Source organism: Halomonas sp. AOP43-A1-21 (assembly GCF_052376775.1).
Classification (GTDB): Bacteria; Pseudomonadota; Gammaproteobacteria; order Pseudomonadales; family Halomonadaceae; genus Vreelandella; species Vreelandella colorata.
Genome location: NZ_JBQSWC010000056.1, coordinates 1 through 12826, shown reverse-complemented (window position 1 = coordinate 12826; position 12826 = coordinate 1). Strand labels below are relative to the sequence as shown.

The 12826-nt window shown below is 56.4% G+C and carries 11 protein-coding genes; 6 read left to right on the top strand and 5 right to left on the bottom strand.

Annotation, left to right across the window (positions count from 1 at the left end; all coding sequences use genetic code 11):
* Window positions 1-110: 110 nt before the first annotated feature.
* From dxs to ACT3R7_RS19975, 3 genes are read right to left on the bottom strand one after another with little or no spacing between them, the layout of a single operon-like run.
* Window positions 111-2021, bottom strand: a complete 1911-nt coding sequence (gene dxs, locus ACT3R7_RS19985) for a 1-deoxy-D-xylulose-5-phosphate synthase (protein WP_192539670.1) — start codon at window positions 2019-2021, stop codon at window positions 111-113.
* Window positions 2022-2912 carry a (2E,6E)-farnesyl diphosphate synthase gene (gene ispA / locus ACT3R7_RS19980; protein WP_192539671.1) on the bottom strand — a complete coding sequence of 297 codons (891 nt, stop codon included), beginning with the start codon at window positions 2910-2912 and terminating at the stop codon, window positions 2022-2024.
* Window positions 2906-3193 (bottom strand): exodeoxyribonuclease VII small subunit, encoded by a 288-nt coding sequence (locus ACT3R7_RS19975; RefSeq protein ID WP_192539672.1) that lies wholly within the window; start codon window positions 3191-3193, stop codon window positions 2906-2908. Before ACT3R7_RS19975 ends, ispA begins: the two co-directional genes overlap by 7 nt.
* A gap of 260 nt (window positions 3194-3453) precedes the next feature.
* Between ACT3R7_RS19975 and serA the strand changes: the two genes are divergently transcribed.
* Complete coding sequence (serA, locus tag ACT3R7_RS19970) at window positions 3454-4698, top strand: phosphoglycerate dehydrogenase (protein ID WP_192539681.1); 1245 nt, start codon at window positions 3454-3456, stop codon at window positions 4696-4698.
* Between the two features lie 100 nt (window positions 4699-4798).
* On the opposite strand, the gene ACT3R7_RS19965 is transcribed toward serA, so the two are convergent.
* Window positions 4799-5488, bottom strand: coding sequence for a pirin family protein (locus ACT3R7_RS19965; protein WP_496199403.1), 690 nt, complete (start codon window positions 5486-5488; stop codon window positions 4799-4801).
* A gap of 269 nt (window positions 5489-5757) precedes the next feature.
* On the opposite strand from ACT3R7_RS19965, the gene trhO reads away from it, so the two are divergent.
* The 5 genes from trhO (at window position 5758) to ybiO (ending at window position 11668) form a co-directional block, all read left to right on the top strand.
* Window positions 5758-6783 carry an oxygen-dependent tRNA uridine(34) hydroxylase TrhO gene (gene trhO / locus ACT3R7_RS19960; protein WP_225736335.1) on the top strand — a complete coding sequence of 342 codons (1026 nt, stop codon included), beginning with the start codon at window positions 5758-5760 and terminating at the stop codon, window positions 6781-6783.
* A 118-nt stretch (window positions 6784-6901) separates the two neighbouring features.
* Entirely contained in the window at window positions 6902-7702 is an 801-nt protein-coding gene (locus ACT3R7_RS19955; RefSeq protein ID WP_192539674.1) for an enoyl-CoA hydratase, read from the top strand.
* A gap of 132 nt (window positions 7703-7834) precedes the next feature.
* On the top strand, window positions 7835-8662 hold the full coding sequence (locus ACT3R7_RS19950) for an IclR family transcriptional regulator (protein ID WP_192539675.1): 828 nt from the start codon (window positions 7835-7837) through the stop codon (window positions 8660-8662).
* Window positions 8663-8674: 12 nt separating this feature from the next.
* Entirely contained in the window at window positions 8675-9109 is a 435-nt protein-coding gene (locus tag ACT3R7_RS19945) for a YqaA family protein (RefSeq protein WP_192539676.1), read from the top strand.
* A 177-nt stretch (window positions 9110-9286) separates the two neighbouring features.
* Window positions 9287-11668 carry a mechanosensitive channel protein gene (gene ybiO / locus ACT3R7_RS19940; RefSeq protein WP_192539677.1) on the top strand — a complete coding sequence of 794 codons (2382 nt, stop codon included), beginning with the start codon at window positions 9287-9289 and terminating at the stop codon, window positions 11666-11668.
* A 122-nt stretch (window positions 11669-11790) separates the two neighbouring features.
* Here ybiO and ACT3R7_RS19935 read toward each other — a convergent pair whose 3' ends face one another.
* Complete coding sequence (locus ACT3R7_RS19935) at window positions 11791-12537, bottom strand: SDR family oxidoreductase (RefSeq protein WP_192539678.1); 747 nt, start codon at window positions 12535-12537, stop codon at window positions 11791-11793.
* Window positions 12538-12826: the final 289 nt, after the last annotated feature.

The window sequence follows — 12826 nt, the reverse complement described above, 5'->3', positions numbered from 1 at the left end:
ATCGCCGCAAAACCATCGGCAAGGCGTCTTTGTAAAATATCAGTGATATAGAAAAGAACTATTAAGCCTGCGCTTACAGGCAAAAAGCCGCCCACAAGCACAAGACATACCTAAGGCAACCGCTGACGAATGGCAGCCTCAATGCCCGCGGCATCCAGGCCGCAGTCACGCAGCAGTTCATCGGGCGTGCCGTGCTCTACAAAGGTGTCGGGCAAGCCGAGATTGAGTACTTCTACCTGTACACCTTCGGCATTGAGCAACTCGTTAACAGCGCTTCCCGCGCCACCGGCAAGGACATTCTCTTCAAGCGTTATCAGAAGCTCATGCTCGTCGGCGGCGTGGAGTACCGCGTCGCGGTCCAGCGGCTTGATGGAGCGCATATTGATATGCGTGGCGTTGAGCTTTTCGGCCACTTCAGCGGCTGCGGTGTTTAGGCTTCCAAACGCGAGTAGCGCAATGCGCACGCCGTCGCCTTGTGACTGGCGGCGTACGTCTGCCTGACCAATCGGGAGCGACTCAAGGTGTTCAGGAATTTCCACGCCTGGGCCGGTGCCGCGTGGGTAGCGAACTGCCGCAGGGCCAGGATGGTGGTAGGCCGCGCTCAGCATGGCGCGACACTCAGCTTCATCGGCAGGGGCTAAAATGACCATACCGGGCACGCAGCGTAAAAAGGACAGATCCATGCTGCCGTGGTGAGTGGGGCCGTCTTCGCCGACAAGGCCCGCCCGGTCGATGGCAAAAGTGACGTCCAGGTTCTGCACCGCTACGTCATGAATCAGCTGATCATAGCCGCGCTGCAAGAATGTCGAGTAGATGGCCACCACCGGCTTCATGCCTTCACACGCCATGCCCGCCGCCAGCGTTACAGCGTGCTGTTCGGCAATTGCCACGTCAAAGTAGCGTGCCGGGTACTCTTTCGAGAAACGAATTAGATCGGAGCCTTCGCGCATGGCCGGGGTAATCCCCATCAGGCGTGAATCGCTTGCGGCCATATCGCACAGCCAGTCGCTGAACACGTTGCAGTACTTTTTCTTGGGGGCGGACGGCGCTTTGGGCGGCGGCGTAGGCGCCACGCTGGTTTTTTCAAGTTTGGTGATGGCGTGGTAGCCAATCTGATCCGCCTCGGCGGGTAGAAAGCCTTTGCCCTTGCAGGTTTTTATATGCAGAAACTGCGGGCCATCCAGCTCGCGCAAGTTGCGCAGCGTTTCGGTCAGCGCCTCAAGGTCGTGACCGTCAATCGGGCCGATGTAGTGAAAGCCCATTTCCTCGAATAGCGTGGCGGGGCTGACCATGCCTTTCATATGCTCTTCGGTGCGCTTGGCAATTTCTAGCGCGCCGGGCAGGTGAGAGAGTACTTTTTTGCCCTCTTCGCGCATTTTCAGATAGGGCTTGCTCGACATCATTCGGGCGAGGTAAGTCGCTAAGCCGCCGACGTTTTCCGAGATCGACATCTCGTTGTCGTTGAGCACGACCAGCATATTGGCATTGACGTGGCCTGCGTGGGCCAGTGCTTCAAAGGCCATGCCCGCCGTGAGCGCGCCGTCACCAATAATCGCGCAGACGCGGCGCTTCTCGCCTTTGGCCTGGGCGGCCAGCGCCATGCCGAGTGCCGCCGAAATCGAAGTGCTCGAATGGCCCACACCAAAGGTGTCGTATTCGGATTCAGCGCGGCGCGGAAAGGCTGCCAGGCCGCCGTGCTGGCGAATGCTGAGCATCGCTTCGCGGCGGCCGGTGAGAATCTTGTGCGGGTAAGCCTGATGGCCCACATCCCATACCAAACGATCATTGGGGGTATGAAACGCGTGGTGCAAGGCCACGCTTAGCTCTACCACACCCAGCCCTGCGCCAAAGTGGCCGCCGGAAACGCCCACGCTATAAAGCAGGTAGGCACGCAGCTCATCGGCCAGTTGGGCAAGCTGCTGGGTATTCATGGCCCGCAGCGCAGCGGGATGATCAAAGGAGTCGAGCAGCGGCGTTGCCGGGCGCTCGCGGGGAATGTCGTCGAACAGCTTCATGGGCATCTAGTGGTCGCGCTCGATCATATAGTGGGCTAATTCGGCCAAAGGCGCGGCTTGCTCGCCTAACGGGGCGAGGGCGGCAATGGCCTCGTCAATCAGGGTACGCGCTTTTTGCTGCGCACCATCAAGCCCCAGTAGGCTGGGGTAGGTCGGCTTGGCGCGGGCAGCATCGGCGCCGGATGTTTTACCGAGCGTAAGGGTATCGCCTGTCACATCAAGCACATCATCATGAATCTGGAAGGCTAGACCAATGGCGCGTGCGTAGCGAGTCAGGGCGTTTAAACGCGGGTCGTTTTCATCAACGGCAATAAGCCCGCCCATGCGTACCGCCGCAACAATCAGCGCGCCGGTTTTATGGGCGTGCATATGCGCCAGAGCGTCCACATCGGGGTGGCCGCCTACAGCGGCGAGATCCAGCGCCTGGCCTGCCACCATGCCCTCACGGCCAGACGCCGTGGCGAGCGTGGTGATCAGGCTGCCAAGCCGTGGATGGGCGGTACGCGCCAGCACGTCAAAGGCCAGGGTTTGCAGTGCATCCCCCGCCAGAATCGCGGTGGCTTCGTCAAAGGCGATATGTACTGTGGGCTGGCCGCGGCGCAGGTCGTCGTCATCCATGGCGGGTAAATCATCATGAATGAGCGAGTAGGCGTGAATCAGCTCAATGGCAGCAGCCGGAGCGTCAAGCTCTTCATCGCTTGCGCCGAGCGCCTGCCCGGCAAGGTAGACAAGTAGCGGGCGCAGGCGCTTGCCGCCCACCAAAAGCCCGTGGCGCATGGCGTCATCCAGCCGGGTTACCACGGCGCGCTCGTGAAACAGGGCGTTAAGCGTGGCATCAACCCGCGTGTTGCTGATCGCGCGCAAGTCCGTCAGTGAGGCGGCGTGAGTCGCTACCATGGGGGTGTCTCCTTACCCTCTTCAGTGTCGTCCTGGGGAGATTCAGCGCCAGCAAAAGGAGTGACATTCAAGCGGCCTTCGCTGTCTTCGCTCAGCGCACGTACTTTCAGCTCGGCGGTATCCAGGCGCTGCTGCGCGTCGCGGGTTAGCCGCACGCCCTGCTCGAAGGCGCCCAGCGCATCTTCCAATGAGAGCTCGCCTGATTCCAAGCGTTCTACGATGGTTTCCAGCTGTTCAACCGTGGCCGCAAAATCCTGCTGCGAGGGTGTGGTATCGCTCATTGGTCAATGCCTACTGTTTTCTGGCGCCCCGTCAAAAGGCAGCGCGCGGGCCTGCAATGTAGACGCACAGTATACACCGAGGCCAGGGGGTGGCGTCTTCCCCAGCCGGCTTTCTACGTGTGACTTGCACTGTTTTCATCTTGAAAACGCACACATTTCATTAGTTCACAAAGGCCTGAAAGGTATGCAGTGTGATACTATACGGCCTTCCGTTAACCGATACACGGCGCACGCCGCCGACCATAGAGGTTGATTCAGCCATGGCCAAAACGTCCCTGGAAAAGAGCAAGATCAAAATCCTGCTACTCGAGGGCGTCCACCAGAGTGCGGTGGACAATTTTCACAACGCCGGATATGAAAATATCGAGCATCTACCGACATCGCTAGATGAAGCGTCGCTGATCGAGAAAATTCATGATGTACACTTTATCGGCATTCGCTCGCGTACCCAACTTAATGAGCGGGTATTTGCAGCGGCAGAGAAACTGGTCGGCGTTGGCTGTTTCTGTATCGGTACCAATCAGGTAGATCTTGATGCGGCGCTAAAACGCGGTATTGCCGTATTTAATGCACCGTACTCTAACACTCGTTCCGTGGCGGAGCTGGTGCTGGCAGAAGCGATTATGCTGCTGCGTGGTATTCCTGAGAAAAATGCTCGTGCCCATCAGGGCGGCTGGCTGAAGTCGGCTAAAAATTCGCACGAAGCTCGCGGCAAAACCCTGGGTATTGTGGGTTACGGCAGCATCGGCGCGCAGCTTTCCGTGCTCGCCGAAGCGCTGGGCTTTAACGTTATCTATTACGACATCATCACCAAGCTGGGTATGGGTAACGCAAGCCAGGTCGCCAACCTTGATGAGCTATTAAGCCGCTCGGATGTGGTTAGCCTGCACGTGCCGGATTTGCCCTCTACCCGCTGGATGATTGGCGCCAAAGAGATCGCCGCCATGAAGCCGGGCGCTATCTTCATCAATGCCTCGCGCGGTAGCGTAGTCGAAATCGAGCCGCTGGCCGATGCCATCAAGTCAGGCCATCTGAACGGTGCCGCCGTGGATGTATTCCCGGTTGAGCCCAAGGGCAACAACGAAGAGTTTGAAAGCCCGCTGCGCGGTCTTGAGAACGTGATTCTGACGCCGCATATCGGTGGTTCTACACTCGAAGCCCAGGAAAATATCGGCATCGAAGTGGCGGACAAGCTTACGACTTACTCGGATAACGGCACCACGATTACCTCGGTCAACTTCCCCGAAGTAGCGCTGCCTGCGCACCCCGATAAGCACCGTTTGCTGCATATTCATGACAACGTGCCTGGCGTGCTGTCGCAGATTAACCGCGTGCTTTCGGAAAACGACATCAATATTTCCGGCCAGTATCTGCAGACTAACGATAAGGTCGGCTATGTGGTCATTGATGTCGACAAAGCTTATGGCCCACAGGCGTTGGAAGCGTTAAAGCAGGTAGAGCATACGCTAAAAATCCGCACGCTTTTCTCAGCGCATAACAGCTAGGCTCGGCAGCAACGAAACTTGCCAACAACGTAAAATACTTGGTTGATGGCATAAAAAAACGGCTCCTGAATGGGGCCGTTTTGGTTGGTCGGGCTGACGGTCAGGCAAGATCAAACAGCAGTACTTCACTTTTATTCTTGCCGGTCACGCTGATGGCGTCGCCAGGCTGGAACGCGGCAGCATCGCCGGTACTGAGCTGTTCGCCATTGATCATTACCGCGCCTTTGACCACGTGCAGCCAGGCGTAGCGTGTGGCAGGCGTCTCCACGCTTTGGTCTGCGTCAAAGGAGCCAGCGTAAAGGTTAATGTCCTGGTTGAGGCTGACCGAGCCTTCACGACCCTCTTCCGAGGCCACCAGGCGCCACTGGCCCTGCCTTTCCGCCGCCGGGAAGGGCTTCTGCTCGTAGCTTGGCGTAATACCCAGTTCTTTGGGCTCAATCCAGATCTGCAGAAAGTGCAGCCCGTTCTCTTTGGAGTGATTGAACTCACTGTGCAGCACGCCGGTACCCGTGGACATGCGCTGTACGTCACCTGGGCGCATTACCTCTCCGTTGCCCATATTGTCTTTGTGCTCCATTTCGCCTTCCAGCACATAGGAGATAATCTCCATATCCCGATGCGGATGGGCGCCAAAGCCATGACCGCCAGCCACGCGGTCTTCATTAATCACCCGCAGGGCGCGAAAGCCCATATGCTTGGGATCATGATAGTTGGCAAACGAGAACGTGTGATAAGAGCGCAGCCAGCCGTGGTCTGCATAACCTCTTTCACCCGCGCGACGAATTTTCATTGTTGTGCTCCCAGCCATGTTTAATGAATAGCTGTTTAATAAAAAGCTGCTGAAGGAATAGCTGTTGAGGAATGAACTCAATATACGCCTGTAATCGCGCCGCGTCGGGCGAAGGTTTCTGCATGATAACGTCGATTAAATCGACGAATTTTATAGGGGGATGACCTGCGTCAATCTGGCAGGATTCAAGCATTACACCGTTTGCGTTAGACTATGCGCGTTTATTAACCCGGTCCGCCCTTTGCGAGGGCGACTACCTGGAGCTTGTTATGTCTACCCCTGTTTCTGAAGCTGTCTCAAAAACGATCTCAAAAACGATCTCTCAAACGATCTCTCAAACGATCTCTGAATCTGGCGATACGCCGCGTATTGTCGTGGCGGCGCTGTATAAGTTCGTCACCCTGAATGACTTTGAGGCGTTGCGTGAGCCGCTGCGCCAGACCATGGTCGATAACGATGTCAAAGGCACGCTGCTGCTCGCCAAAGAAGGTATTAACGGCACCGTAGCAGGCACCCGCGAAGGCATTGATGCCCTGCTTGCCTGGCTGACTGCCGACCCGCGCCTGACCGATATTGACCATAAAGAGTCTTACTGCGACGAGCACCCGTTCTACCGCACCAAGGTCAAGCTCAAGCGAGAGATCGTGACGCTTGGCGTGCCGGGCATCGACCCTAACGATACCGTAGGCACCTACGTTGAGCCTGAAAACTGGAACGACATCATTTCCGACCCGGAAGTGCTGGTGATTGATACCCGCAACGATTACGAAGTGGCGATTGGCAGCTTTGAGGGCGCGGTGGACCCCAAGACCACCACGTTCCGTGAGTTTCCCGAGTACGTGCGCGAGCACTACAACCCGGAGAAGCACAAGAAAGTCGCCATGTTTTGCACTGGTGGCATACGCTGTGAAAAGGCCTCCAGCTTTATGCTCAAAGAGGGCTTTGACGAGGTTTACCACCTCAAGGGCGGCGTGCTGAACTACCTGGAAAAAGTCCCTGAAGAGAAGTCGCTGTGGCGCGGCGAGTGCTTTGTGTTTGATAACCGGGTGGCAGTCCGCCATGACCTGAGCGAAGGCTCCTTTGAACAGTGCCACGCCTGCCGCATGCCGATTTCCGCCGACGACATGCAGTCTTCCGCTTATGAGCCGGGCATCAGTTGCCCGCACTGCATCGACTCGCTGCCTGAGAAAACCCGCGCCGCCGCCCGCGAACGCCAGCGTCAGATCGAGCTTGCCAAGGAGCGCGGCCAGCCCCACCCGTTAGGCTACAACCATCGCGAAAAGCTTAACGCCTAATCTAAGGCTTAATGTTAAGCCGGCGGCCACGCCCGTGGTCGCCTTTGGTCGTAAACATCCCGTTTTTGGCGTGTGAGGCACTAGACTGAAGCTTATTCAGCTTATCTAGGGGCCTCCCATGCCTGTTTCTTGTGATACTTCGGTGACCGAGCGACTGCTTCGCGATGACCAGCAGGGTGTGACCACGCTCACGCTCAACACTCCTAAGCGATTCAACGCGCTTTCCGAGCAGATGCTTGAGGCGCTAGAGGCGGCGCTTGCAGATATTGCCCACGATGAGCAGGTGCGCTGCGTGGTGCTGGCAGCCAACGGCAAGGCCTTCTGCGCCGGGCACGATTTAAAGCAGATGCGCACCAATCCTGATAAAGCCTACCACCAGGCGCTTTTTGCCCGCTGTAGCCAGGTGATGCAAGCTATCGTCCATTGCCCGGTTCCGGTGATTGCCAAGGTGCAGGGCGTTGCCACCGCCGCTGGCTGTCAGCTCGTTGCCAGCTGTGATTTAGCCGTTGCCGCGCAGAGTGCCCGGTTTGCGGTGTCAGGAATTAATGTCGGTCTTTTCTGTTCGACTCCAGCCGTGGCGCTGTCGCGTAACGTGCCCCGCAAGCGGGCGATGGAAATGCTCCTGACCGGCGAATTTATCAGTGCTACCCAGGCGGCTGAATGGGGCTTGATCAACCGGGTTGCCGAGGATGCGGCACTCGACGACGCTGTTCAGGCGCTGACCGAGAGTATTTGCGCTAAAAGTGCCGTGGCGGTGAGAACGGGAAAGGCCATGTTTGCGCGCCAGCTGGCCATGCCGCTGGATGAAGCTTACGCCTTTGCCGGAGAAACCATGGCCTGCAATATGCAAACGCTTGACGCCATAGAAGGCATTGATGCGTTTATCGACAAGCGCCCGCCACGCTGGCAGCACCGCTAGCGTCTGCCCATTGCTAGCCTCTACTCATCGCTAGGGCATCTCCGCTATTAGTGGAATGCGTTTCCGTAAACGCGACAGCGGCTATGACAGCGCGTTATCCTGTTGTTCTTTGCGCCTTCAGGAGAGAGCAGGGTGAGTGAAGCCAAGCGTAGGACGGTTGGGCGTCCGGCAAGCGCCGCCAAAACGAGCGGCGGGCATAGCCAGTCTCTGGTACGAGGCTTAACGTTATTGGAGTATTTAGCGGCAAGCCCCCTTGGGCTTGCGCTGTCGGACGTGGCCGAAAAAGCCGATTTAGCTCCTTCTACCACCCACCGCCTGCTCCAGGCCTTACAGAGTCAGGGCTTTGTGACCCAGGAGAACGAGCAGGGGCTGTGGCGCATTGACGTCAAAACCTTTCGCATCGGTAACAGCTTTCTAGAAGCCCGCGATGTGGTGGCATCCAGCCGACCTTTCCTGCGCCGTTTAACTGCCGAGACTGGTGAAACCGCCAACCTGGGTATTCGTGACGGTGACACGGCGGTGTTTCTTGCCCAGCACGAATCTCCTCAGATGATGCGCATGATTACCCGTTTAGGGTCGCGCGCGCCTTTGCATGCTTCCGGCGTGGGTAAAGCGCTTCTAGCGTGGATGCCCGCCGATGAGCGTGCCCGTTTTCTGGATAGCCGCGAGCTTGCCCGTGTTACTGAAAACACGCTATGTAGCCCCGATGCTCTGCTGGCGGAGATGCAGCAGATTGGCCAGCAAGGTTTCGCCTGCGACCGTGAAGAGCATGCCATTGGCCTGCACTGTGTGGCGGCCTGCGTCTACGACGAGCATGCCACGCCGCTGGCGGCCATTTCCGTTTCGGGCCCTGTGGCGCGCATTCCCGAATCGCGCCTGCTGGCGCTAGGCGCACTGGTGCGCCAGGTGGCTGACGAGATCACCAATCAGCTAGGCGGCCAGGTGCCGCGTTCATTGTAAGCGCCTGTTAATATGCTGAGTCTTTTCCTGGTGGCCCTGGCAAGCGCGACGCTCTTGCCGGGCGGCTCCGAGGTGTGGCTTGCTCGGCTTTGGTGTCTGGGCGAGCCTGCCGTGCTGCTGTGGGTTGTCGCTACCGCAGGCAATACGCTGGGAAGTTTAGTCAACGTGGCCATGGGCCGCTACGCGCGTCAGTTTCAGCATCGGCGCTGGTTTCCCGCATCGCCCAAAAGTCTGGCGCGGGCCGAGCGCTGGTATCACAAGCTGGGGGAGGCGAGCCTGCTGCTTTCCTGGGTGCCGGTGATCGGCGACCCGCTGACGGTGCTTGCGGGCTTATTTCGACTGCCATGGTGGCGTGCTTTTCTATGGATTGTGGTGGCAAAAGGGGCTCGCTATGCGATAGTGCTTGGCCTTGCGAATCAGTGGCTGTTACCGCTCTGCAAGGCCTGACTAACACGCCCAGCGGCACAACAACGTTTCAATCTGCGTCCATACCTTGTCCATGTTCTCATGTTACCCTGTGCGCTTTTATACGCTATCGACATGCGGTGCGTGTGCATTATGGTTTGCATAAAGTGGGCCAACCGTTAGATTTAAGTAAGCATTTACCCTAAGGGAGGTTGAGGTGTGACGCCATTACGCTTATTACCCTGGCTAGGCATCTGGCTGATGACGCTATTTGCGTTGTTGGCAACGCCAGCATTAGCCCAAACGACAACGTCGGCTGCCGACGATCCTGCACAGCCACCGGCAGAGGAGCAGGCGTCTTACGAGGCGCTTGCGGACCTGCTCGAAAATGAACAGTCGCGCCAGGAGCTGATTGACGTGCTGCGCAGTCAGGCGTCGGCGCTGCCGGCTGGTCTGGAAGCGGAGTTATCGCCTGAAGCGGCCGCCGCAGGTGGCAATGTGGCTCCTGAAGATGTGTCGCTGCCCCGCCAGCTGGCCGAACTTACTAGTCGAGTAGTCACCGATATTGGCGGCCAGATTGAGCAGGCTGCCACCGTGGTCGGCGACCTGTTCACCGGTAGCGGTGATTCAAGCACATTCGACTCGGCGGCGTTTATTCAGGCAGCGATTAATCTAGGTATCGTGATTGGTGCCACGTTTGCGCTGTTTTTTGTGTTACGCAGGCTCGGCAAACCTGCGTTTGCCAAGGTAAGCCGCTGGTCATTAAACGGCACCGGTTTAACGCCGGTGCTACGGCTTATTTTATGTGTCGCTATCGCGGCGGTTGTCGACTTTTTGCTCGTAGGTCTGGCGTACGTCGGGGGCAATCTTATCGCCACCTTTGCCGTGGGTGAAACGGGTGAGCTTTCCACGCGCGCATCGCTGTTTCTTAACGCTTTCTTGATTATTGAGCTGTTTAAGGCCGTAATGCGTATGCTCTTCTCCTCCCATTACGAGGGGCTACGCCTGCTGCCTATTTCTGCCCATGAAGCATCCTATTGGAACCGTTGGCTGGCGCGTCTGATCGGTATGGTGGGGTATGGCTTGATGGTGGCTGTGCCGCTGGTCAATTTCTATCTGGGCGTATCGTTGGGGCAAGCGGTGGGTACGCTGATCATGATAATCGCCTTTATCTATGCGGTTAGCGTGGTGCTTAAAAACCGCGTACGCCTGCGTGGCAATATGAATACGATCGCTGCCAATACCACCATGACCGCAAGCCGCGTGTCGTTACAGCTATTTGCGCGTACCTGGCACCTGTTTGCGCTGCTGTATTTCCTGATTGTGTTTGTACTGACCTTAACGCGCCCGGGCGATGCGTTACCCTTTGTGCTATTTGCAACCCTGAAAACCTTAGCGGCCGTAGTCATTGGCTTGCTGGCATCGACGTTCCTGACCCAAACTATTGGTCGGCGTATTCAGCTATCCGATGATTTACGCCGCAAGCTGCCGATGCTCGAACATCGCCTGAATAGCTACGTACCCAATGCGTTACGCGTGCTAAGAACGGTGATTTTGGTCGCCGTCATCATGGTAGTTCTGGATGCCTGGGGCGCGTTTAATCTGGCCGGTTGGTACGCTTCTGAGCGTGGCGCGCATCTGGTAGGTAACCTGATCAGCGTGGCGATCATTCTCATTGTTGCGCTGGGTATCTGGCTCGGTTTGGCAAGCTTGATTGAGCATAAGCTCAACCCGGAAACGGGTACCGGCGAACCCTCCGCGCGAGCTAAAACGCTGCTGAGCCTGTTTCGTAACGCCCTGGCGATTGCCATGGTGACCATTACGGGCATGATCGTTCTTTCGGAAATTGGCATCAACATCGGGCCGCTAATTGCCGGTGCTGGTGTGCTGGGTTTGGCAATTGGTTTTGGTGCCCAAAAGCTGGTGCAGGATGTTATCACCGGCGTATTTATCCAGATTGAAAACGCCATGAATACCGGCGATGTCGTTACGGTAGGCGGCGTTACCGGTACTGCTGAACGATTGAGTATTCGCTCTGTAGGGATTCGTGATCTTTCCGGCACCTACCATATCGTGCCGTTCTCAAGCGTCGATACGGTATCCAACTACATGCGTGAGTACGGTAACCATGTTGGGGAATACGGCATTGGTTACAACGAAAGTATTGATGAAGCCATTGAGCAGCTTAAACTGGCCTTCGAAGATCTTAAGGCCAGCGAAGAGCATGGCTTCAAGCTCTTAGCTGATATGACGGTGGCGGGCGTAACAGCGTTGGCGGATAGCTCGGTCAACATCCGTGTCGTGATTAAAACCACACCGGGCGATCAGTGGGGCGTCGGTCGTGCCTTTAACCGCTTAGTGAAAATGCGCTTCGATGAGGCCGGTATCGAGATCCCCTTCCCACATACCACACTGTACTTTGGTGAAAATAAAGCGGGCAAAACACCGCCTGCTAATGTTCGGGTATTGGAATCCACCGCCCAAGAGAAAAAAGCGGAGCATCCGCCGATCATCACCTCTGAGACTACCCGTCATCAGAGCCACAGTGAGCAAGAGCATCAAAAACCTGATCACGACGACGTTGATGATGTTAGCAACTAGTCGATAATCAGCTAAGCAAGTAGTGGGGCCGCCTTTGGGCGGCCCCACTGCGTTTACGTTTGGGCAGTAGAGGCCCTTGGTATACGCGCTGGATAGAAGTCCTCAGCAATAGCGTGGGCACATTAGGTTGGATAGTTTTCCGAGTGCCTGCCTTCTAGGTAGACCGACTCGCCTCCATCGACACATAGTATTTGGCCTGTGACAAAGTCGTTATCCAGCAGGTAATGCATTGCCTGCATTAGGTGCTCCGGCGTTCCCTGCCGGTGAATCGGAATGCCCTCCAAACGCCATGCGATATAGTCGCGGCTACGCTGTGTGGTAGGTAACACGACGCCTGGTGCAATGCCGTTAACCCGAATATGCGGAGCAAATTCAAGCGCTGCCATTTGGGTCATGTCCGACAACCCCTTTTTAGACAGCAAATACGCCGCATACGGATACTGGTGATAAGCTATTTTATTATCGATGATATTAATCACACAGCCTGTGCGAACTATTTGGGCAAAATGACGAGTTAATAGCAGAGGAGTAAACAGGTTAATGCGAAACTGCGTTTCCAGCATGGCTAGATCGGTTTCCGCGATAGGCGCTGCCTGATAAGTTGAGGCACTGTTAAGCAGCACGCTTAAATGGGGGAAGCGTTCTTTTGCAGACTCAACTAGCGTATCAAGAGGCTCGTGCAGGAAGTTGCACGGCAATATTTCACATTCACGGCCCTTTCCACGAATACGTTCCGCCACTTCTTCGGCTTCTTCTCGCGAGCTATTAACGTGTAAGGCAATGTCATACCCCGCATCCGCTAATGCTTCAGAAAAATGCCGCCCTAAGCGCGTCGCGCCCCCGGTTACTAATGCAGCTTTAGAAGTCATTGAGTGTCCCTGTACTTTATCGTTATGTAATGACTGCGTGTACCGTGCGTTTATTGTTAGTCGATTTATGGCTTGCACACTAAGAGCGTAGCGCTAGTCTGAGAGTTGGTCATTAGCCGATCTTAAGATTATTTCGCCTACCTCCAATGGGGTTATCGCTATGCCAACAACGGCGTTACGCGCAGGGCAGGGCACCGCACTTCATGAGTGTTTGATTTCTATCGGTTCAAATATCGAGCCCGAATTAAACTTTACTCAAGCGTTAAGCCTTTTACGCACCGAATGCGAT

Coding starts and splice junctions, on each gene's coding strand:
- dxs (WP_192539670.1), bottom strand. CDS start 2,021: ATGCCCATGAAGCTGTTCGACGACATTCCCCGCGAGCGCCCGGCAACG.
- ispA (WP_192539671.1), bottom strand. CDS start 2,912: ATGGTAGCGACTCACGCCGCCTCACTGACGGACTTGCGCGCGATCAGC.
- ACT3R7_RS19975 (WP_192539672.1), bottom strand. CDS start 3,193: ATGAGCGATACCACACCCTCGCAGCAGGATTTTGCGGCCACGGTTGAA.
- serA (WP_192539681.1), top strand. CDS start 3,454: ATGGCCAAAACGTCCCTGGAAAAGAGCAAGATCAAAATCCTGCTACTC.
- ACT3R7_RS19965 (WP_496199403.1), bottom strand. CDS start 5,488: ATGAAAATTCGTCGCGCGGGTGAAAGAGGTTATGCAGACCACGGCTGG.
- trhO (WP_225736335.1), top strand. CDS start 5,758: ATGTCTACCCCTGTTTCTGAAGCTGTCTCAAAAACGATCTCAAAAACG.
- ACT3R7_RS19955 (WP_192539674.1), top strand. CDS start 6,902: ATGCCTGTTTCTTGTGATACTTCGGTGACCGAGCGACTGCTTCGCGAT.
- ACT3R7_RS19945 (WP_192539676.1), top strand. CDS start 8,675: ATGCTGAGTCTTTTCCTGGTGGCCCTGGCAAGCGCGACGCTCTTGCCG.
- ACT3R7_RS19935 (WP_192539678.1), bottom strand. CDS start 12,537: ATGACTTCTAAAGCTGCATTAGTAACCGGGGGCGCGACGCGCTTAGGG.